Source organism: Streptomyces sp. SCA2-17 (assembly GCF_044336695.1).
On record NZ_CP117521.1, the window covers coordinates 846,030 to 866,352 of the forward strand.

Below are 20,323 nucleotides of genomic sequence, written 5' to 3' on the forward strand. Positions count from 1 at the left end.
TCCCGCTAAGCCGGCGGCCGCCCCGCCGTCACCGCGTAGAACGACACCGCCGCCGCCGCGCCCACGTTGAGCGAGTCGATGCCGTGCGCCATCGGGATGCGTACCCATTCGTCCGCCGCCATCAGGGCGCGCGTGGACAGGCCGGAACCCTCCGCTCCCAGCATCAGCGCGACGCGGTCCAGGCGGTGCGGGGCGGCCGCGTCGATGGACGTGGCCTTCTCGTCGGGGGTGAGGGCCAGGATCCGGAAGCCCGCCTCGCGTACGGTCTCCAGGTCGCGGGGCCAGGTCTCCAGGCGCGCGTAGGGCACGGAGAACACGGCGCCCATGGAGACCTTGACGGAGCGCCGGTAGAGGGGGTCGGCGCAGTCCGGGGAGAGCAGGACGGCATCCATGCCGAGGGCCGCCGCGCTGCGGAAGATCGCCCCGATGTTGGTGTGGTCGTTCACGGCCTCCATCACGGCGACGCGGCGCGTCGTCCGCAGCAGCTCGGCCGGGGACGGGAGGGGCTTGCGCTGCATGGAGGCGAGCGCCCCGCGGTGGACGTGATAGCCCGTCACCCGTTCGGCGAGGTCCGGGCTCACGGCGTAGACGGGCGCGGGCGCCTCCTCGATGACGTCGCGCATCACGTCGACCCACTTGGCGGACAGCAGCATCGAGCGCATCTCGTACCCGGCGTGGCGGGCCCGCCGGATGACCTTCTCGCCCTCGGCGATGAAGAGCCCCTCGGCGGGTTCGCGGCGGCGGCGCAGCTCGACGTCGGTCAGGCCGGTGTAGTCGTGCAGGCGCGGGTCGGCGGGGTCGTCGATGGTGATGATGTCGGCCATGGTCCTCGGTCCTCGGTACGTACGGGTGCTCGGTCGCGGTGCGGTGCCGTGCGGGGGTGGTTCTGGCTCGGGCGGCCTAGCGGCCGGTGCCGGTGCCCGTGCCGGTGCCCGTGCCGGTGCCTGTGCCTGTGCCTGTGCCTGTGCCGACCTTGACGACGTCGCCGACGACGATGACCGCGGGGGGCCGTATGCCCTCTGCCTTGACGCGCTCGCCGACCGTCGCGAGGGTCGCGTCGACGCGCCGCTGGGCGGCGGTGGTGCCCTCCTGCACGACGGCGACGGGGGTTCCGGCGGCCCGGCCGTGCCGGACGAGGGTCTCGGCGATGGCACCGATGTTCTCGACGGACATCAGGAGGACCAGCGTGCCGCGGAGCCTGGCGACGGCCTCCCAGTCGACGAGGGAGCGCTCGTCGTCCGGGGCGACGTGGCCGCTGACGACGGTGAACTCGTGGGCGACGCCGCGGTGGGTGACGGGGATGCCGGCGGCGCCCGGGACGCTGATGGTGCTGGAGATGCCGGGGACGACGGTACACGGGATGCCGTGCTCGGCGAGGGCGTGGGCCTCCTCCATGCCGCGGCCGAAGACGTACGGGTCGCCGCCCTTGAGGCGGACGACGGCCTTGCCCGCCTGAGCGTGCTCGATCAGGGCGTTGTTGATGGCTTCCTGGGCCATGGCGCGGCCGTACGGGATCTTCGCGGCGTCGATGACCTCGACGTGCGGGGGGAGCTCGTCGAGGAGGTCGCGCGGGCCGAGGCGGTCGGCGATGACGACGTCCGCGCCTGCGAGGAGGCGGCGGCCGCGCACGGTGATGAGGTCCGGGTCGCCGGGGCCGCCGCCGACGAGGGCGACGTGGCCTACCGCGGGGCCCGCGGCGTTGCCTGCGGCGGGGCGGGCGCGGAAGTGCGGGGCCGTCAGGGAGCCGTCGCGCAGGCCCTCGACGATGGCGTCGCGGACGGCGGCCGAGCGGCGGGGGTCGCGGCCGGTGAGGACGGCGACCGTGACGCCCTCGCTGCGGCCCGTGGCGGGCGTCCAGGCGGTGGCGGCTTCCGCGTCGTCGCTGCGCACGGCCCATACGCGGCGGGCCTCGGCCTCGGCGGAGGCGGCGCGGTTGGCGTCGGGGTCGTCGGTGGAGATCAGGGCGTACCAGGCGCCGTCGAGGTCGCCTTCGGTGTAGCGGCGGCGCTCCCAGCGCACCTCTCCGGCGTCGGCCATGGCTTCGACGGAGGGGGTGGCGGACGGGGAGATCAGCAGGACGTCCGCGCCGGCGGCGATCAGCGCGGGGAGGCGGCGCTGGGCGACCTGGCCGCCGCCGAGAACGACGACGCGGCGGCCCGCGAGGCGCAGTCCGACGGGGTAGGCGGCGGATTCGTTGTGCTCGGCCATGGGGGTGCGGGTCTCCTCGTGGGCGAATGCGCTGGTGAGGACACCTTACGGGGCGGTGGGGGGTCGGGGGCGGGGCGGGACGGGCCCTTCCGGGGCTGCATGATTTACGGCGGGTGAGGGGCGCCCTCGAGCGAGCCCCCGTCGCCGCCACAAATCCTGCTTTACGCCCCTCCCAGGGCCCGTCCCGCCCCGCCCCCTCCTGTCACCGCCAGTCCTGCTCCTGCCGGGCAACGGATGGGTGGGGCTGTGGGTGAAACCCCACGCGTCACGCCTTTTCCGTTACGCCCGCCGCGTCGAACGTCGCCACCTCGTGCATGGCCCGGGCCGCGCTCTGGACGATCGGCAGGGCCAGCAGCGCTCCCGTGCCCTCGCCCAGGCGGAGGTCGAGGTCCACCAGGGGGCGCAGGCCGAGCTTGGTCAGCGCCGCGACGTGGCCCGGCTCCGCGCTGCGGTGGCCCGCGATGCAGGCCGCGAGGGCCTCGGGGGCGATCGCCCGGGCGACGAGGGCGGCCGCGCCGGCGCTCACGCCGTCCAGGATCACCGGGGTGCGCAGCGAGGCGCCGCCGAGGATCAGGCCGACGAGGGCCGCGTGCTCCAGGCCGCCGATCGCGGCCAGGACGCCGATGGGGTCCTTGGGGTCGGGCTGGTGGAGTTCGAGCGCGCGGCGGACCACGTCGATCTTCCGGGCGTGCATCTCGTCGTTGATGCCGGTGCCGCGGCCGGTGATCTCGGCCGGGTCGGCGCCGGTGTAGACGGAGATGAGGGCGGCGGACGCCGTGGTGTTGGCGATGCCCATCTCGCCGGTCAGGAGCGCCTTGTTGCCGGCCGCGACCAGGTCGCGGGCGGTCTCGATGCCCACCTCCAGGGCGCGCATCGCCTCGTCGCGGGTCATGGTGGGGCCCGCGGTGAAGTCGGCGGTGCCGGGCCGGATCTTGCGCGGCAGGAGGCCGGGGGTGCTGGGCAGCTCGCCCGCGACGCCGACGTCCACGACGCAGACCTCGGCGCCGACCTGGTTGGCGAAGGCGTTGCACACGGCGCCGCCGCCCAGGAAGTTGGCGACCATCTGGGAGGTGACCTCCTGCGGCCACGCGGTGACGCCCTGGGCGTGCACGCCGTGGTCCCCCGCGAAGATCGCGACGGCGGCGGGCTCGGGGATCGGCGGCGGGCACTTGCGGGACAGGCCGCACAGCTGCGCGGAGATGATCTCCAGCATGCCGAGTGCGCCGGACGGCTTGGTCATCCGCTTCTGCCGCTCCCAGGCCTCGCCGAGCGCCTTGGCGTCCAGCGGGCGGATGCCGCGGAGGGTCTCGGCGAGCAGGTCGTGCGGGTCCTCGCCGGGGAGGGCGCGGCGGCCGTACTCCTCCTCGTGCACGACCCACGACAGCGGGCGGCGCTTGGACCAGCCGGCCTGCATCAGCTCGGGCTCGTCCGGGAACTCGTCGACGTAGCCGACGCAGAGGTAGGCGACGACCTCCAGGTGGTCGGGCAGGCCGAGGGCGCGGACCATCTCGCGCTCGTCGAAGAAGCTGACCCAGCCGACGCCGAGGCCTTCGGCGCGGGCGGCGAGCCACAGGTTCTCGACGGCGAGCGCGGAGGAGTACGGCGCCATCTGCGGCTGGGTGTGCCGGCCGAGGGTGTGGCGGCCGCCGCGGGTGGGGTCGGCGGTGACGACGATGTTGACGGGCGTCTCGAGGATCGCCTCGATCTTCAGTTCCTTGAACTGCTTGGCCCGGCCCTTCGGCAGCGACTTCGCGTAGGCGTCGCGCTGGCGCTGTGCCAGCTCGTGCATGGCCTGCCGGGTCTCCGCGGAGCGGATGACGACGAAGTCCCACGGCTGGGAGTGGCCGACGCTGGGGGCCGTGTGCGCGGCCTCCAGGACGCGCAGCAGGACCTCGTGCGGGATGGGGTCCGTACGGAATCCGTTGCGGATGTCGCGCCGCTCCCGCATCACGCGGTGCACGGCCTCGCGCTCGGCGTCGCCGTAGCCGGTGGCCGCGGGGACGTTGTCCCGTGCGTCGTCCCCTGCGGGGGTGCTCTCGGGGCTCTCGGCTGCGGGCTCCGCTGCGGATTCCGCTGCGCGGGGCGCGGGGACGACGACCGGGTCGGTGGCCGGTTCGCGGACTTCTTCGGCGGCGGGCTGTGCGTCGGGCCCGGTGCTGGTGTCGGCTGCCGGCTCGGGCAGGTCGGTGGCCGCCTGCTCGGGCTGCACCTCCGGCTGGGGCTCACTGCCGGCCGCCGGGGTGTGCGCTACGGCCTCGGTCTCGGGTGCCTGTGGTTCAGAGATGGTGGCCTGCTCGGGCTGCGGAACGCCGACGGGGGCGTGCGGGGCGGACGGGGTGTCGGCGGGTGCGTCAGCGACGACGCTTGCGGCCTGCCCGGCGGCCTCCTCCGAGGCTGCTGCCGGGGTGTCAGCGGGACCCTGCGGGGCGGAGGCGGCGGCCGGGGCTTCCGGGGCGGCGGCCGGGGCCTCCGGCGTTGCCGGCTCGGCAGCGGCCGGGACACCGGCGGTCGGCTCGGCTCCACCGGGCTGCGCGGCCGGGGTTTCGGCAGCGGGGACGGCGGGCTGCGGGACCGCGGCCGGCTGCTCTGCCTCAGGGGCGGCTACGGCAGCGGCAACGGTGCCTGCGGCCTCCCCGACCTGCGGAGCGGCACCGGCGGTGGCAGGGGCGTCCGCCACCTGCTCGGCCTGCGCAGAAGCGTCGGCATCGGCCTCGGCACCTACGGCCTGCACGTCGTCGGCACCGGCAGCGACGACGTCGGCGGGCTGCTCGGCCGGGGCGACGGGGGCGACACCGGCAGGCTGTGCGGCCTGCGGAGCGGTGTCGGCAGCGGAAGCCATACCTGCGGCCTGCTCGGCCGGGGCGACGACAGCGGCCTCAGCGGGCTGTCCGGCGTCAGCAGCAACGTCGACAGCCTGCTCAACCTGCGGAGCAGGGTCAGCAACGACGCCAGCGGCCTCCCCGGCCGGGGCGACGGCGGCGGCGCCGGCCTCCGCCACGACGGGCTGGTCCGCCTGCGGAGCGGCGACTACCGCGGCGTCAGCGGGCTGCCCGGCGTCAGCAGCAGCGATGTCGGTGGCTTGCTGAGCAGCGTCAGGAACGACGCCTGCGGGCTGCCCGGCCGGGGCGACGACCTGCACTGCGACGGGCTGGTCCGTCTGCGGGGCGGCGACGGCAGCGGCAACGGTGGCTGCGGCCTGCTCAGCCGGGACAGCAGCTGCGACGTCCGCGGTGGCGGTGGCGTCTATGACCTGCTCAGCAGCCTGCGGAGCAGCGTCAGTAGTGACGTTCACGGCCTGCTCAGCCTGCGGAGCAACTCCCGGGGCAGCGGCGGCGGCCTGCTCAGCCTGCAATGCGGCGTCTGCCGCCTGCTCGGCCGGCGCGACAGCGGCAGCCTCAGCGGCGACGTCCGTGACCTGCTCACCCTGCGGAGCAGCAGCCGGAGCGCCGGCAGCAACGTCAGCAAGCTGCCCGGCCTGGAGGGCCGCGTCGGCGACCGCAGCGACATCCGCCACCTGCCCGGCCTGCGCACCGGCAGCCGCGTCGGCAGCCTGTCCGGTCCGCGCAGCGACATCGGCCGCGCCCGCAGCCGAGACCGCGTCAGCAGCAACGGCGTCCACGACCTGTTCAGCAGCCTGCTCAGCAACCGCCGGAGCCCCGGCAGCATCAGCAGCGAGCTGCTCAGCCTGCGGGGCCGCGGGGGCAGCCGCAGCGGCATCCGCCGCCTGCTCGACCGGGGCGCCGGCCGCAGTATCGCCTACAGCCTGCGGAGAAACGTCAGCCGCAGCGACCTCCACGGCCTGCTCAGCCTGCACCGCAGCCGCCGGGGCGACAGCTGCCGCATCTGCCGCCTGCCCGGCCTGCGGAGCGGCCTCCGCGGGGGCTTCCATGCCCGCCTCGGCCGCGACGGGCTGGTCCGCCTCCGGGGCGGCTCCGGCGTCAGCACCCGCTACCGCCGTCTGCGGAACAGCGGCAACCTGCACGTCGTCCGCGACCGCGGCAGGAGCCTCCTGTGCCTGCTCGCCGCCGGCGACCGGCCGGGCCGCGGGGGCCGCCGCGTCCGCCGGGACCCCCGAGACACTCGGCGGCACGTGGATCTGGCCGGTCGCCGCGGCGACCACCGCGTCGATGGCGGAGAGCCCGGTCGACGTCGCGCCGGCCGGGGCCTCGGGGGCCGCTGACGCTACGTCACCGGCAACGGGGCCCGGCGCTGCCGGGGCGGCCGTGCCGGCGGCCTGGGGCGGGACGAAGGCCGTCGCGGCCGACGGCTGCGGCTGGGCGTCCCACGTGCCCGGCTGCTGCTGCGGCACCTCGCCGAGGCGCGGCGTCTGCTGAGTGCCCGTCTCGTCGGTGGTGGTGTCGAGGTATTCGGGGCCCGGTGCGGGCGCCGCCGGCGGGGCGGGCGGGCGGACCGGGGCGGGGGCCGGCGCGGCGGGGCCGCGGTCGGCGAGGGAGCGGACGACTCCGCTGGTGGGGTCCGGGACGGGCGGGCCCATGTGGAGGGGGCGGCGCGGCGCCGCGGGGGCGGCGGGGGCCGCGGGCGTGCGGACGTCGCCGAAGTCGACGGAGCCGGTGTCGCGCCCGCCGCTCTCGTGCGTGCCGCCCTGGACGGCCGGCTGTTCCATCCAGGCGCCCTGGGCGCCCGGCATCAGCAGGAGGTCGTCCTCGTCGGCGCCGTCGGCTTCCGTGCCGTCGCCGTGGTCGAGGAAGGTGAACGCGGCGGGGGCGCCGGGGTCGGCAGGGGCTGCGGCGTCCGTGGGGAACGGGTGGCCGGGCAGCGCGCCTGCGTTCTCCGGCTGTCCCTCGCCCGGGAACTGGCCGGTGTCGGTCATGCGTACCCCTCGCCCATCGGTAGTGCTCCTTCCAACCGCTCACGCCCATAGTCAAGAACGAGCGTCCGTGCCTCGCGGCACGTGTGCATCGCCCGCCCCTACCTTGCCGTGCTCCCGCCAAGAGGAGGGTGCGTTCGGGACATTGGCGACTGTGGTGTCGGACACCGAAGGGCGGTACAACGATCCGCCAGCCTACCCTCCGCCCGGCCCGCCGGGCTCACAGGTGGGTGCGGCGTCCGCTCAGCAGGAAGGCGACGGAGCGTTCGCGCTCGGACCAGGCGGCGGGGTCGAGCCCCACGGCCTGGAGCAGGGTGCACTCGACGCCGTAGCCGCCTTCGGCGAGGGCGCGGCCGATGGCCTCGGCCTCGTCGCGGGTGGCGGCGTGGGCGACGATGCGCTCGGGGCGGCGGGCGGCGCAGGCGGCGACGACGGCGGGGCCGCCGCCGCCGACGCGGACGACGTCGGGTTCGGGGAGGTCCTCCAGGACCTGGGGGGCGGCGCCGTGGACGACTTGGAGCTGGACGCCGTAGCGGCGGGCGACGGCGGTGGTGCGGGCGCACGCGTCGGGGTCGCGGTCGACGGCGATGACGGCGGCGCCGAAGCGGGCGGCCTCGACGGCGGCGGCGCCGCAGCCGGAGCCGATGTCCCAGACGAGGTCGCCGACGCGGGGGCCGAGGCGGGCGAGTTGGGCGGCGCGCAGCTCGGTGGCCTCGCCCTCGCCGAGGTCGCTGCCGTAGGCGTCGGCGGGCAGGGCCCAGCCGCGGACGGCCGGCGGGTAGCCGGGGTCGCGGCCGGCGATCCAGCCGCCGCCGGCGCGGGGCCGGGTGGCGCCCCAGCCGGGGACGGCGACGGGGCCGGCGCTTCCGCTGCCGCCGATGACGATGACGACGTTGGGGTCGCGCCAGTGGTGGTCGGGGGCCTTGTCGGAGGTGAGGACGGTGACCTGTTCGCGCTCGGTGCCGAGCTCCTCGCAGATGACGAAGGTGCGGTGGACGTCGCCGAGGAGGAGGGCGAGTTCGGCGGGGCCGGCGCCGGGCGAGGTGAGGACGGCGACCTTGGGGTGGGCGCGGCAGACGTTGACGGCGCGGCGCAGGTCGCGGCTGTGGGCGACGACGATCTGGGCGTCGTCCCAGGGCATGCCGGCGCGGGCGAAGGCGGCGGCGACGGCGGAGACGGCGGGCACGACCTCGACCTCCAGCCCGTGCTGGGGGGCGCGCAGGGTGCGGACGACGCCGAAGAAGCCGGGGTCGCCGTCGGCGAGGACGACGGCGGAGCCGCGGTGACCGGCGATGCGGCGGGCGGCGAGGTCGACGCTGCCGAGGCGGACGCGCTCGGCGGCGGGCGGCACTTCGGGGAGCGCGAGGTGGTGGGCGGCGCCGGCCACGAGGGTGGCGGCGGCCAGGGCGGAGCGGGCCGCGTCCGTGAGTGGTGAGCCGTCCCACCCGATCACCGTGACCCGGTCGGCCATCGTCGTCATTCTCCTGGGCTTGTCAGCGGGTCTGCGGTGGGTGCCCGTCGGCGGGCAGGGTGAGCGTACCCCGTGCTGGTCCGGACCTTCCGGCTCCGCTTTCCGTACCGGCGGTGGGGCCCGGCAGGTGCGGCCGTCAGGACCAGTCGCGGAAGGCTGCCGCGTAGCCGGGGTCGCCGGCGGGCTGCTCGCGCAGCTCGTCGAGGTCCTCGGGCAGGAGGCTCCAGATGATGAGGTCGGAGCGGAGCTCGGTCCAGCCGCCGTCCTCGGTGCGGCCGCGTCCTATCCAGGCGTTGCGCAGCACTCCTTCGCTGATGCAGCCGATCTTCTGCGCGACCTGCTGGGAGGCGGTGTTGTCGGCGGCGGTGCGCAGCTCCAGGCGCTCGAACTTCTGGTCGTTGAAGAGCCACTCGGCGACCGCGAGGACGGATTCGCAGGCGTAGCCCTCGCCGCGGGCCCAGGGGGCGACGACGTAGCCGACTTCGGCGGACAGGGCGCGCCAGTCGGTGTGGTGGAGGTGGACGCAGCCGACGAGGCGGTGGGTGAGGAACTCGGTGACCGCAAAGACGATTCCGCGCCCGGAGGTGCGCTCGGCGGGGGCCTCGCGCAGGGCCCAGTTACGGGCGTGGGCGGTGGTGTAGGGGTGGGGTACGGAGGTCCAGGCGGTGACGAGCTCGTCGCTCATCATCTCCGCGAGCGCGGGCACGTCCTGGGCTTCGAACGGGCGCAGCACCAGCCGGTCCGTACTGATGGAGATGTCCGGGAAGGTGGATGTCATGTGCTGCTCCAACGCCGGGGAAGTGGGCTCGGGACGGGGCGGTCCGGGCTCGGGTGCACCAGCATGCAGCATCGATGCGTGCGTGCGCCAAGCGCGTCGGCCCCGCGCACGTCGTCGTGTGCGCGGGGCCTGGGGCCACAGGGGCGGTTGTGGTGACGGCAGGGGCTGCCGGGGTCAGCTCTTCACCGCGCCGAAGGCGGGCAGGACGGCGCCGTTGCTGAACTTCTGCTCGATGAACTTCTTCACCTCGTCGGAGTTGAGGAGCTTGGCGAGCTTCTGGACGCGCGGGTCGGCCTCGTTGCCCTTCTTCACGGCGAGGAAGTTGGCGTAGGGGTTGCCGTCGGCCTTCTCCAGGGCGATGGCGTCCTTGGCCGGGTTGAGCTTGTGCCCGATGGCGAAGTTGCCGTTGATGACGGCGGCGTCGACGTCGGCGAGGCGGCTGGGGATCTGGGCGGCCTCGAGCTCGGTGAACTTGATGCCCTTGGCGTCCTCGACGTCGGAGAGCTTGGCGGCGGCGCCGACGCCGTTCTTGAGGACGATGACGCCGTTGTCGGCCAGCAGCTTCAGGGCGCGGCCCTCGTTGGTGGCGTCGTTGGGCACGGCGATGGTCGCGCCGCTGCCGAGGTCGCCGGCCTTCTTTACCTTTTCGGAGTACAGGCCGAGCGGCTCGAGCTCGACGTTGACGACGGGGACGATGTCCGTCTTGTTCTTCTTGTTGAAGTCGTCGAGGTACGGCTTGTGCTGGAAGAAGTTGGCGTCGACCTCGCCGTTCTGCGTGGCGGTGTTGGGGAGCACGTAGTCGTTGAACTCCTTCACCTCCAGCTTCAGGCCGGCCTTCTCCGCGAGGTTGTCGCGGACGAAGTTGAGGATGTCGCCGTGCGGGGTCGGGCTGGCGGCGACGACGAGCTTGGCGGCCGGGTCGGCGTCCTTGCCCTTCTTCGCCGAGCTGCCGGACGAGGAGGTGTCGGACGGAGCGCTGCACGCGCTCAGGCCGAGGGTGAGCGCGGCGGCGGCCGCGGCGGCGGCGGTGAGCTTGATGGTGGTACGCACGAAGAGTGCCCCTCTTTCTGGATTTCCTGGGTTCACGAGGTGTTGCGCCCGGCAAAGGGTCCGGGCTCGTGGTGCTGCGGTGAGGGGCGAAGAGCCCCTCGGTGCCAGGCCTGATCAGCTCCGATCAGGAAGTCTTGGTGTTCAGGAGGACTTGACGGCCTCCGGGGCCTCGGCCTGGGCCGGGACGGATGCCACGGGCTTCGGCGCCGGGCGCGCCGGGGCCCACAGGCGGCGCAGGCCCACGGGGGCCGCCTGCCGTCCGCCGCGCCGGGCGAGGGTCCGTACGGCGAGGTCGCCGGCGAGCTGGACGGCGGTGACGATGACGATGAGCAGCACGATGGTGATGTTCATCAGGCCGGTCTCGGAGCGCTGGTAGCCGTAGACGATGGCGAGGTTGCCCAGGCCGCCGCCGCCGACCGCGCCGGCCATCGCGGAGTAGCCGATGAGGGCGATGACGGTGGTGGTCAGGCCCGCGATGACGGAGGGCAGGGCCTGCGGGAGCAGCACCTTGAAGATCACGGTCCAGGTGCCGCCGCCCATGGACTGGACGGCTTCGACGAGGCCGTGGTCGACCTCGCGGAGCGCGGTCTCCACCAGCCGGGCGAAGAACGGGATCGCGCCGATGGCCAGGGCCACGACGGCGGCGCTGGGCCCGATGGAGGTGCCGACCACGAAGCGGCTGAAGGGGATCAGCCACACCATGAGGACGATGAAGGGCAGCGAGCGGCCGAGGTTGACGACCACGCCGACGGCCTTGTTGACCACGGTGTTCTGGAGCAGGCCGCCGCGGTCGGTGAGGACCAGCAGGATGCCCAGCGGCAGGCCGCCGAGGATGGTGTAGAGGGTGGACCACCACACCATGAAGAGGGTGTCCAGACTCGCGTCGCGCAGCAGGGGCTGCATCTCGGCCCAGGTCACTTGGCACCATCCTTCAGGAGCGCGCCGGCCGGAGCCGGGTTCACATCGGCGACGTCGACCTGGAGGCCCTGCTCGCGCAGGAAGCCGATGGGGACGACGTTCTCCTCGAAGCGGCCGGGCAGCTCGATGCGCATCCGGCCGACCTGCTTGCCGCAGACGGTGTCCATCGCGGCGCCCAGGATCGAGATGTCGATGTTGTACGTACGGGAGAGCTGGGAGATGACCGGCTGGGTCGCGGCGTCGCCGTGGAAGGTGACGTCCACGACGGTGCGGTCCGGGCCGGAGGGCTCGCCGCCGACCGGGAAGAGCTCGGCCGCGAGCTCCGAGCCGGGGGTGGCCAGCAGTTCGGAGACGGTGCCGGACTCCACGACGCGGCCGCCCTTCATCAGGGCCGCGGAGTCGCAGATCGTCTTGACGACCTCCATCTCGTGGGTGATGAGGAGGACGGTCAGGCCGAGCTGCTGGTTGAGGTCGCGCAGTAGCTGGAGGATGGAGCGGGTGGTCTCCGGGTCGAGCGCGGAGGTCGACTCGTCGGAGAGCAGCACCTTGGGGTCGCCGGCGAGGGCGCGGGCGATGCCCACGCGCTGCTTCTGGCCGCCGGAGAGCTGGCCGGGGTAGGCCTTGGCCTTGTCGGCGAGGCCGACGAGGTCGAGGAGTTCGAGGGCCTTGCGCTCGCGCTCCTTGCCGGAGACGCCGAGGATCTCCAGGGGCAGCTCGATGTTGGACTGCACGGTGCGCGAGGACAGCAGGTTGAAGTGCTGGAAGACCATGCCGATGCGGCTGCGCGCCTTGCGCAGCTCGGCTCCGGCGCGGTTGCCGCGCCCGGCGAGGGCGGTGAGGTCCTGGCCCGCCACGGTGACCGTGCCGGAGCTGGGGCGCTCCAGGAGGTTGACGCAGCGGATGAGGGTCGACTTTCCGGCGCCGCTCTGACCGACGACGCCGTACACCTCGCCCTCGCGCACGTGGAGGTCGACGCCGTCGAGGGCGGTGACCTCGCGGCCGCGTGAGCGGTAGACCTTTGTCAGGCCCGTAGTGGTGATCACAGGGGTTTCCGTCACTGTCGAGTGCGCGGCGGTGAGGGGGCCGGGCACGGGCATTCATTGCGGAGCGCGGCATAGGGTGCCCCGGCGGGCGCGAGCGGGGTCGCGGCTTCGGGGGTCCTGGTGACGCGGGGCTGAGCCTTCCGGTCCGGTCCGGGTGGGACGCGGGACGCGGGCTCTACGGGTCTCGCTTCGGGGCGCGAGGCACGGAACGGGGGCCCTCAGCAGTCACACATTCGACACATGCAACGAGCAGCGCCGGGCGTCGTCATCGCCTCGGTCGCACAGGTGCGGCTGCTCGTCGTGGTCATGCAGGAAGTAAAACAGACGGGTGTGCGAGTCGGCCAAGCCTGTCCGAATAGCGGACACGAGTGGCCAGTACATGGACACGTCGCCGTTCCACAAGTGATCTTCACGCCACCCGGAAGCCGCCGGTGACCTGCACAGACGCACCGGGAGGCGGACCGCGACGCGTCGCCTCGTCCGCACGCGACGGGCCGCGGTGTGGTCAAGGCCACGGGGCGACGGCGCCCGGCGCGGGGCCGAGCGCGGTGCGCCCGGGGCGGGCCATTAAAGTCGTCCCATGCTTGTCCAGCCCCATCCGCACGCCCCGGCAGCGCGGTGGCCACGGTGATCGACGCGCTGACGCTCGTGGTCGGCGTGACCGCCCTCGCGCTCGCCGCCTGGTGCGGCTTCGCCTTCTCCCGCGACCAGTCCACCAAGGACTGGCACTTCATCGGCATGGCCGTGGTGTCCGTCCTGGCGGTCGCCCAGCTGGTCGTCGGCGTGGTGCGGCTGGCCGGCGGCGACAAGCCCGAGCAGGGCACCGCCATCTTCCTGGCCTACCTGATCGGCTCGGCCGCGGCCGTGCCCGCCGCGGGCTTCATGTCGCTCGCCGAGCGGACCCGCTGGGGCTCGGCCACCGTGGCGGCCGGCGGCGTCATCCTCGCCGTGCTCGAAGTGCGGCTCTACGACATCTGGGGAGGCTGACCGTGACCGAACCGACCACCCCCGCCAAGCCGGCGTTCAACCTCGGCGAAGGCCCGGGCCGGCTGCTGGTGTGGCTCTACGGCGTCTTCACCGTCGCCGCGGCCTCCCGCTCGATCGTCCAGATGATCCTGGACTTCGGCCGGGCGCCGCTGGCCTACGTGCTCTCCGCCGTCGCCGCCGTGGTGTACGCCTTCATCACGTACTCCCTCGTGCGCGGCGGCCCCGCGGCCCGCAAGGCGGCGCTCGTCTGCTGCGCCGCCGAGCTGGCCGGCGTCCTCGTCGTCGGCACGTGGACGCTCGTCGCGCCGTCCGCCTTCCCCGACGCCACGGTCTGGTCCGACTACGGCATGGGCTACCTCTTCATCCCGGTCATCCTGCCGGTGACCGCGATGATGTGGCTGCGCCGGGCGGCGCAGCCACAGGACGGCTAGCGGCTCGTCGCGAGCGCCGCCTCGGCGGCGCCCTCGCGGACTTCCGGCGCCGCCTCCCGCTCCGGCTCCGGCTCCTTCTCCAGCGTCACCAGCGTGAGCTTGCGCGTGACCTGCTCGCGGGCCACCTGCACGTACCCCCACTTGCGGTACAGCCGCAGATTGCCCTCGTTGCGGTGGCCGGTCGCCAGCCGGAAGCGGGTGGCGCCCTCCCCCGCCAGCCGGGCCTCGACCGCGGCGAGCAGCCGCCCGCCCAGGCCGTGCCGCTGCATGCGGGGGTGCACGATCATCCCCGAGATCACCGCCGTGCCCTCCGGGCCGGCCGCGCCGCGCACCGAGCCCACGACCTCCTCGCCCAGCCTGGCCACCAGGACACAGCCCGCGGCCAGTTCGGCGCGGAGCTCGGCAAGGGTCTGGGTGAGCGGTGCGATGGAGTAGTCGCCGTAGAGCTCGGCCTCGCCCTGATAACAGAGGTACTGGAGTTTGAGGATCTGCTCGGCGTCGTGATCGGTCGCCGCAGAGATGGTCACGCTCATGCCCATGTGCCCACGCCTCCCCTTTTCGGTTCGGTTCGCCCTGATCCGCCCTGACAGGAGCCGTCGCGGGTGCACGTCGCCTCCGTGGCGACGGCTGTCTATCGCTCCTTTCCCCAGGGTTCAGGAGCCGCAACCTCCGCCGTCAGCATTCTGCGCAGGCATCCCAGGCAACGGGAACGTACCGGCCCCAAAGATCCTTGTGACATTCCCAACTCGCCTGCGATTTCTCGGTAGGTCGGGTCCTTCCGGGACAGCAGGGCCGCCAGCAGGCGGGGGCACCGGCCGGGCAGGCGGCGCACGGCGGCGCGCAGTGCGCGGCCCTCTTCGGCGGCGAGCACCTGCTGTTCGACGCCCGCGTCGGGGGCGCACGGCGGCTCGCCGTGGGTGGGGTCGTAGGGCACCTCGCGCCGGGCGCGGCGGCGGGCGGCGCGGGCCTCGGCCCGGACGGTCGCCCGCAGCCGGCCCGCGGAGACGATGGTGCGGCTGTCACTGAGCAGCCGCACCCAGACGCCCTGTTCGAGATCGGCGGCGTCGGTCCCGGCGACCGCGGCCGCCTCGGCGGCGCACTCCGCTTTGAGCAGCGGGCTCAGCCGGGTGAGGAGATCGCTCTGCGTCATGCGTGGCGGGACGTGCGTCCCGGCTCTTCCGGTTCCGGGTCCCGGGGCAATCACCCGTGCGGGTGGCGCCCCTCGTCCGGCACCGCCGGTCACCGCCGCGGTGGCTGATCGCCGCCGCGGCGGAAACAAGACGCCTGTACGTCAGGCCTTACGGAATGCGTCCCGCGCCAGCGCAGCCGTATCGCAGTTGTCCGAGAAGATGCCGTCGATCCCCGTGGCGAAGTACGTCTTGAACGCCGCGAGCGCGTCGCCGTACGCGTTGGGGTCGGTGCCGCGCCGGAAGTCGGCCGGCAGGAAGCTGTTCTCGTTGCGCATGGTGTACGGGTGCAGGATCAGCCCCGCGGCATGCGCATCGCGGACCAGCGTGGTCGGCTTGGTCAGCTTGTCGTTCTTGTCGCGCGGGATGATCAGGTTCAGCCACGGGCCGATGCCCTGGGCGAAGCCGGAGACCCACTTCAGGCCCTTGGGCGTGATGAGGTCGGCGACCGTGCGCGGGTCCTTGGCCTCGACGAAGTCCCACGGCTGCGTCTTGAGGTCGTCCAGCAGGAGCACCTTCGGGCAGTCGACGCCCAGCCGGCTCAGCCGCTGGAGGCTGCTCGGCTCGAACGACTGCAGGAAGGTGTAGCCGTTGCGGCCGGAGCGGTTGTAGCGGCGCAGGAGCTTGGCGACCCGCTCCTCCAGGCCGAGGCCGGCCTTGCGGAAGTAGGTGGGGTGCTTGGTCTCGACGTGCAGCCATATGCGCCGGCCGCGCTTGCGGCCCTGCTCGTCGGCCCACTTCAGGACCTCTTCGAAGGTGGGCACCTGCCACACGCCGTCGTAGAGGGTGTTGTGCTGCCGGTTGCCCGGGATGCGCTCCTTGGCGCGCAGCGTCTTGAGCTCGGCGAGCGTGAAGTCCTCGGTGAACCAGCCGGTGTGGGCCTCGCCGTCGACGGTCTTCGTCGTCTTGCGGGAGGCGAACTCCGGGCGGGAGGCGACGTCCGTCGTGGCGGTGATGTCGTTCTCGTGCCGGCACACGAGGTGCCCGTCCTTGGTGGGGACGACGTCCTGCTCGATGACGTCCGCGCCGTTGTCGAGGGCGAACTGGTAGGAGCCGAGGGTGTGCTCGGGGCGGTAGCCGCAGGCGCCCCGGTGTCCGATGACGGTCGGCACCGGCAGGTCCTTGTACGAACCGCCGGCAGGGCCCCGGCCGCGGTCCTGCGCCGCCGGGGCGGCGGTCGCGGCCGCCGCCGTGCCCGCTCCGCCACCGAGGACGACCGCTCCCGCGCCGAGGGCCGCGGCGGCCCCCAGAAGGGTGCGCCTGCCCGGCCGCTGCTCCTGATCCATGAACGCTCCTTGCTTGCGGGTCCCGGCGCCGGTCGGGCACCTGTCGGACGCGCAGATCGTAAACACGTACGACTTCCGTCTGTGAAGACGGAAGACAAACGGCGTGCAAACTCACGTCAACACTCCGTATCGCGTCCCCCTACCCGGGGTGCGCGTGGGTCATACCGGCGAGTATGGTCAGCCCCTGCGCAGGCATGCGCCGCACCGACCATCACGACCGGAGGGCCCCGTTGTCCCGCATCTTGCTCAAGGCGTTCCTCGGATTGCTCATGCGCGTCCTGTACCGCCCCAAGGTGGAGGGCGCGGAGAACATCCCCGGCAGCGGGCCGGTCATCCTCGCGGGCAGCCATGTGACGTTCGTCGACTCGCTCTTCCTCGCGCTGGTGGTCAAGCGGCAGGTGTTCTTCATCGGCAAGGACGAGTACGTCACGGGCAAGGGGATCAAGGGCCGGCTCATGGCCTGGTTCTTCCGCAGCTCCGGCATGATCCCGGTGGACCGTGACGGCGGCCGCGGCGGTGTCGCGGCGCTGATGACCGGCCGCCGGATCCTCGACGAGGGCCGGGTCTTCGGCATCTACCCCGAGGGCACCCGCTCCCCCGACGGCCGGCTCTACCGCGGCCGCACCGGCATCGCCCGCCTCGCGCTGATGACGGGCGCGCCGGTGGTGCCGTTCGCGATGATCGGCATGGACAAGGTCCAGCCGGGCGGCAAGGGCATGCTGCACCTCGCCCCGGTGACGGTGCGCTTCGGCGATCCGCTGGACTTCTCCCGCTACGAGGGCATGGACCGCGACCGCTACATCCTGCGGGCCGTCACCGACGAGGTCATGAGCGAGGTCATGAGCCTGTCGGGCCAGGAGTACGTGGACGTCTACGCGACCAAGGCCAAGGCCGCCTGACGCCACGTCACCCCTCCGGCCGCGGCCCGGCTAGCCCAGACCGATGCAGGTCGGGTGGAAGGCCGGGTCGGCCGGGCCCTTGCGCCCGAGCGCGTTGAGGACCCACTGGGCGACGACCGGGTCCTTGGTGGACTGGTCGTGCATGAAGACGTCGAGCTTGCACTTGTCCTGGAGCACGACGTTGGTGACGCGCTCGGCCGGGCCGTTCAGGAGGGCGCTGGTGTACGGGATGACGACCTCGTCGTAGCGCGTGCTGATGACGGTGTAGTCGGGGCCGGCCGGCGCCTCCTCACCCTCGTTGAGCTTCTTCATGAAGTCCGAGCCCCAGCGCTGGTCCACGCAGGACGGGCAGAACGTCCAGCCGGCGGGGATCGCGAGCGGGTTCTTCGTGCCGTGGTTGGACGGGACGATGCCGACGAGGTCGTCGACCTTGTCCGCGCCGCCCAGGAACTTCACGTAGTAGCGCGGCAGCATGCCGCCCTGGCTGTGGCCGACGATGTCGACCTTCTTCGCGCCCGTGGCGCCGCGCACGGCCTCCACGAAGTCGCGCAGCTCCGTGGCCGCCTGCGGGATCGGGGCGGTCTCCATGTTGCCGTAGTTGAAGGCGAAGACGCAGTAGCCCGCCTCCTTCAGCTTCGGGGAGAGCGCGGCCCAGTTCTCGCCCATGAGCTTGAAGGTGCCGTTGACCAGCACCACCGGCTCGGGGTGGGCCGAATCCGGCTTGCAGGACCAGTCGTTGGCGCCCTTCGGCGGGATGTCGAGGACGGAGGCGGAGGCCGGCGACGCGGCGAGGCCCGTGAGGCCCAGGGCCGCGGTGGCCGCGGCGGCGAGCAGCAGTCTGACCGTTTTGCGGAGGCGCATGAGGGGGGTTTCCTTTGGCAACGGGACGGCGGGGGACCGCCGTCGGAACCGAACCGCGTTCGACAATGTCGACCAGTGGTCGTGATCGTTGCCCGCGCATAAGCATGACGTCAAGGGAAATTGTTTCCGGCATATGTCACACGGGCCGGGGCTTGCCGCCCCGGCCCGTCGTGCGCTTTGCTCATGTGAGCCGCGCCCGGCTCAATCCGGTGAGCACCGTTCCGTTTGCTGTGCCCGCGCGGCGGATCAGCCGCCGGACCCTTCCTCCAGCTTCTGCCCGCGGAGCAGGAACCACGCGGCGACGGCCGTCGCCAGCAGCACCACCGCGCCGACGCCCGAGGCGATCCGCAAGCCCTCGACGAAGGCCTCCTGCGCGGAGGTGAGCAGGCCCGCAGCCTGGTCGGCCGGCAGCGCGGAGGTCGCCTCCACGGCGCCGCCGAGGGACTCGTGGGCCTCCGCGGCGGTCCCCGCCGGCACGCCCGCGGGGACGGCGAAGTCCCGGTAGACGCCGGTGACGATCGAGCCGAGCAGCGCGATGCCCAGCGCCGCGCCGAGCTCGTACGCCGTCTCCGAGACGGCCGAGGCGGCGCCCGCCTGCTCCTTGGGCACGCTGGAGAGGATCACGTCGGCCGTGACGGTGAAGGAGAAGCCCGCGCCCACCCCGACGACGAGCAGCGTCGCACCGAGCACCGGGTAGGCGGTGTCCGACTGGAGCCAGACGAGCACCGCGAGGGCGAGGCCGATCCCCCCGAGCCCGCCGGCCACGACCGAGCGCACCGAGAACCGCCGGGCGGCCCGCCCCGCGAGCAGCCCCGCCGTGACCGCGCCGACCGCCGCCGGCAGCTCGGCGAGCCCCGCCTCCAGCGGGCTGCGCCCCTGGACGAGCTGGAGGAACTGCGAGAGGAAGAAGACCATGCCGGACAGGCCGAGGACCGTCAGCAGGTCGGCCAGCACCGCGCCGGAGAAGCCCCGGTTGTGGAAGAGACGCATGTTCAGCAGCGGCGAGGGCAGCGTGAGCTGGCGGCGTACGAACCACACGAGCGCCAGGATGCCGAGGAGTGCCGCCGCGGCGACGTCCCAGCGCGGTCCGTGCGTAGCCCCCTCCTTGATCGCGTAGACGACGGCGATGATGCCGCTCATGGAGAGCACCACGCTCAGCAGGTCCCACGGGCCGGGCGACGGGTCGCGCGACTCGGGCAGCAGCTTGATGCCGACGAGCACCAGCACGGCCATCACCGGCAGGTTGATCAGGAAGACCGAGCCCCACCAGAAGTGGCCCAGCAGGAAGCCGCCCACGACCGGGCCCACCGCGGCGCCCGCCGAGGCCATGGCGCCCCAGATGCCGATGGCCAGGCTGCGCTCCTTGGGGTCGTGGAAGATGTTGCGGATGAGGGCGAGCGTGGACGGCATCAGCGTCGCGCCCGCGACGCCCAGCAGGGCCCGGGCCGCGATCATCATCTCCGGGCTGGTGGCGTAGGCGTTCAGCACGGACACCGCGCCGAAGGCCACGGCACCGGTCAGCAGGAGCTTCTTGCGGCCGATGCGGTCGCCGAGGCTGCCCATGGAGACCAGGAGCCCGGCGATGACGAACGAGTAGACGTCGCCGATCCACAGCAGCTGGGTGCCCGACGGGCGCAGGTCCTCGCTGAGGAAGGGCGTCGCGAGGCCGAGGACGGTCGCGTCGACGGCGACGAGGAGGACGGCCAGCGCGAGGACGGCCAGCGCGAGCCAGCGTCCGGGGCGGGGGGTCTCGGCGGGGGCCGCGAGGGTCCGCGGGCCGCCGGTGGTACCGGTCACCGTTTCATCCTCCGCTCGGTCCCGGCCCTTCGCTCGGCGCCGCCCAGGAGCAACTCGGCGACCATGTGAGGCATGTCCTTGGCGGCCACGCGCCGGTCCTGGACGGCCCAGGCGCCGGTGCCGATCAGGCCGTAGAGGGCCTCGGTGAGCCAGGCGGGCGTGAGGTCGAGGCGGAAGGAGCCCTCCTCCTGGCCGCGGCGGAAGAGCTGCTGGACGCGGGTGTCGAGCCGGTTCCAGCCCTCGTTGGTGCCGTTCTCGTAGAGCTGGTTCTCGGTGAAGAGGAAGGCGAGCATGCCGGCGACGGGCTCGGCTTCGGCGATCAGACGGCGGACGGCGCCGGCCGCGTCGCCCTCCTCGATCCGGGCCGCGTCCAGGGCCTGCCCGAACTGCTGGATGCCCAGCTCCTCCAGGGCGCGGACGAGCGCGTCGCGCCCGGCGAAGTGGCGGTGGAGGGTGGCGCGGCCGATCCCCGCGGCCTTGGCGATCTCATCCATGGAGGCGGTCGCCTTGCGGGTGAGCAGGGCGGCGGCCTCCCTCAGCACATGGTCCCGGTCAACACTCATGAGACGACGATAACCC

17 protein-coding genes are annotated in these 20,323 nt (G+C 73.3%); 3 read left to right on the forward strand and 14 right to left on the reverse strand.

Going from position 1 to position 20,323, the window contains the following annotated elements; translation table 11 throughout:
- Nucleotides 1-5: 5 nt before the first annotated feature.
- From PS271_RS03750 to PS271_RS03785, 8 genes are all read right to left on the reverse strand, one after another.
- A complete protein-coding gene (locus PS271_RS03750) occupies nt 6-824 on the reverse strand; it encodes a TrmH family RNA methyltransferase (RefSeq protein WP_398380065.1) in 819 nt (272 codons plus the stop codon).
- 76 nt (nt 825-900) lie between these two features.
- Nucleotides 901-2,208 (reverse strand): uroporphyrinogen-III C-methyltransferase, encoded by a 1,308-nt coding sequence (gene cobA / locus PS271_RS03755; protein ID WP_398380067.1) that lies wholly within the window; start codon nt 2,206-2,208, stop codon nt 901-903.
- Nucleotides 2,209-2,473: 265 nt separating this feature from the next.
- On the reverse strand, nt 2,474-7,039 hold the full coding sequence (gene cobT / locus PS271_RS03760) for a nicotinate-nucleotide--dimethylbenzimidazole phosphoribosyltransferase (protein WP_398380069.1): 4,566 nt from the start codon (nt 7,037-7,039) through the stop codon (nt 2,474-2,476).
- A 217-nt stretch (nt 7,040-7,256) separates the two neighbouring features.
- On the reverse strand, nt 7,257-8,507 hold the full coding sequence (gene cbiE, locus PS271_RS03765; RefSeq protein ID WP_398386660.1) for a precorrin-6y C5,15-methyltransferase (decarboxylating) subunit CbiE: 1,251 nt from the start codon (nt 8,505-8,507) through the stop codon (nt 7,257-7,259).
- Nucleotides 8,508-8,643: 136 nt separating this feature from the next.
- Complete coding sequence (locus PS271_RS03770) at nt 8,644-9,285, reverse strand: GNAT family N-acetyltransferase (RefSeq protein ID WP_398380070.1); 642 nt, start codon at nt 9,283-9,285, stop codon at nt 8,644-8,646.
- 174 nt (nt 9,286-9,459) lie between these two features.
- The gene (locus tag PS271_RS03775) at nt 9,460-10,335 is read right to left on the reverse strand and encodes a MetQ/NlpA family ABC transporter substrate-binding protein (RefSeq protein ID WP_398380072.1); all 876 of its coding nucleotides are present in this window, start codon (nt 10,333-10,335) and stop codon (nt 9,460-9,462) included.
- Nucleotides 10,336-10,476: 141 nt separating this feature from the next.
- The gene (locus PS271_RS03780; RefSeq protein WP_398380074.1) at nt 10,477-11,253 is read right to left on the reverse strand and encodes a methionine ABC transporter permease; all 777 of its coding nucleotides are present in this window, start codon (nt 11,251-11,253) and stop codon (nt 10,477-10,479) included.
- Nucleotides 11,250-12,350: a methionine ABC transporter ATP-binding protein gene (locus tag PS271_RS03785; protein WP_120759915.1), complete on the reverse strand. Its 1,101-nt coding sequence runs from the start codon at nt 12,348-12,350 to the stop codon at nt 11,250-11,252. Before PS271_RS03785 ends, PS271_RS03780 begins: the two co-directional genes overlap by 4 nt.
- 573 nt (nt 12,351-12,923) lie before the next feature.
- On the opposite strand from PS271_RS03785, the gene PS271_RS03790 reads away from it, so the two are divergent.
- A complete protein-coding gene (locus PS271_RS03790; protein WP_398380077.1) occupies nt 12,924-13,283 on the forward strand; it encodes a hypothetical protein in 360 nt (119 codons plus the stop codon).
- A 2-nt stretch (nt 13,284-13,285) separates the two neighbouring features.
- Nucleotides 13,286-13,714, forward strand: a complete 429-nt coding sequence (locus PS271_RS03795) for a hypothetical protein (protein WP_398380079.1) — start codon at nt 13,286-13,288, stop codon at nt 13,712-13,714.
- On the opposite strand, the gene PS271_RS03800 is transcribed toward PS271_RS03795, so the two are convergent.
- The 3 genes from PS271_RS03800 to PS271_RS03810 form a co-directional block, all read right to left on the reverse strand.
- Complete coding sequence (locus tag PS271_RS03800; protein ID WP_398380081.1) at nt 13,711-14,253, reverse strand: GNAT family N-acetyltransferase; 543 nt, start codon at nt 14,251-14,253, stop codon at nt 13,711-13,713. The genes PS271_RS03795 and PS271_RS03800 overlap by 4 nt on opposite strands.
- Before the next feature lie 92 nt (nt 14,254-14,345).
- Nucleotides 14,346-14,864, reverse strand: a complete 519-nt coding sequence (locus PS271_RS03805; RefSeq protein WP_120759920.1) for a sigma-70 RNA polymerase sigma factor region 4 domain-containing protein — start codon at nt 14,862-14,864, stop codon at nt 14,346-14,348.
- A 141-nt stretch (nt 14,865-15,005) separates the two neighbouring features.
- On the reverse strand, nt 15,006-16,187 hold the full coding sequence (locus PS271_RS03810; RefSeq protein WP_398380083.1) for a glycerophosphodiester phosphodiesterase: 1,182 nt from the start codon (nt 16,185-16,187) through the stop codon (nt 15,006-15,008).
- A 230-nt stretch (nt 16,188-16,417) separates the two neighbouring features.
- Here PS271_RS03810 and PS271_RS03815 point away from each other — a divergent pair, with 230 nt between their 5' ends.
- Entirely contained in the window at nt 16,418-17,086 is a 669-nt protein-coding gene (locus PS271_RS03815; protein ID WP_398380085.1) for a lysophospholipid acyltransferase family protein, read from the forward strand.
- Between the two features lie 30 nt (nt 17,087-17,116).
- Here the strand turns inward: PS271_RS03815 and PS271_RS03820 are convergent, their stop codons facing one another.
- The 3 genes from PS271_RS03820 to PS271_RS03830 all read right to left on the reverse strand — a co-directional run bounded on the left by PS271_RS03820 (nt 17,117) and on the right by PS271_RS03830 (nt 20,307).
- Nucleotides 17,117-17,947, reverse strand: coding sequence for an alpha/beta fold hydrolase (locus PS271_RS03820; protein WP_398380087.1), 831 nt, complete (start codon nt 17,945-17,947; stop codon nt 17,117-17,119).
- A gap of 246 nt (nt 17,948-18,193) precedes the next feature.
- Complete coding sequence (locus PS271_RS03825; protein ID WP_398380089.1) at nt 18,194-19,744, reverse strand: MFS transporter; 1,551 nt, start codon at nt 19,742-19,744, stop codon at nt 18,194-18,196.
- Nucleotides 19,741-20,307: a TetR/AcrR family transcriptional regulator gene (locus PS271_RS03830; protein ID WP_398380091.1), complete on the reverse strand. Its 567-nt coding sequence runs from the start codon at nt 20,305-20,307 to the stop codon at nt 19,741-19,743. Before PS271_RS03830 ends, PS271_RS03825 begins: the two co-directional genes overlap by 4 nt.
- Nucleotides 20,308-20,323: the final 16 nt, after the last annotated feature.

Bases quoted from the DNA above. Each gene is read 5' to 3' on its own strand.
- PS271_RS03750 (WP_398380065.1), bottom strand. From the start codon at position 824: ATGGCCGACATCATCACCATCGACGACCCCGCCGACCCGCGCCTGCAC.
- cobA (WP_398380067.1), bottom strand. From the start codon at position 2,208: ATGGCCGAGCACAACGAATCCGCCGCCTACCCCGTCGGACTGCGCCTC.
- cobT (WP_398380069.1), bottom strand. From the start codon at position 7,039: ATGACCGACACCGGCCAGTTCCCGGGCGAGGGACAGCCGGAGAACGCA.
- cbiE (WP_398386660.1), bottom strand. From the start codon at position 8,507: ATGGCCGACCGGGTCACGGTGATCGGGTGGGACGGCTCACCACTCACG.
- PS271_RS03770 (WP_398380070.1), bottom strand. From the start codon at position 9,285: ATGACATCCACCTTCCCGGACATCTCCATCAGTACGGACCGGCTGGTG.
- PS271_RS03785 (WP_120759915.1), bottom strand. From the start codon at position 12,350: ATGCCCGTGCCCGGCCCCCTCACCGCCGCGCACTCGACAGTGACGGAA.
- PS271_RS03800 (WP_398380081.1), bottom strand. From the start codon at position 14,253: ATGGGCATGAGCGTGACCATCTCTGCGGCGACCGATCACGACGCCGAG.
- PS271_RS03805 (WP_120759920.1), bottom strand. From the start codon at position 14,864: ATGACGCAGAGCGATCTCCTCACCCGGCTGAGCCCGCTGCTCAAAGCG.
- PS271_RS03810 (WP_398380083.1), bottom strand. From the start codon at position 16,187: ATGGATCAGGAGCAGCGGCCGGGCAGGCGCACCCTTCTGGGGGCCGCC.
- PS271_RS03820 (WP_398380087.1), bottom strand. From the start codon at position 17,947: ATGCGCCTCCGCAAAACGGTCAGACTGCTGCTCGCCGCCGCGGCCACC.
- PS271_RS03830 (WP_398380091.1), bottom strand. From the start codon at position 20,307: ATGAGTGTTGACCGGGACCATGTGCTGAGGGAGGCCGCCGCCCTGCTC.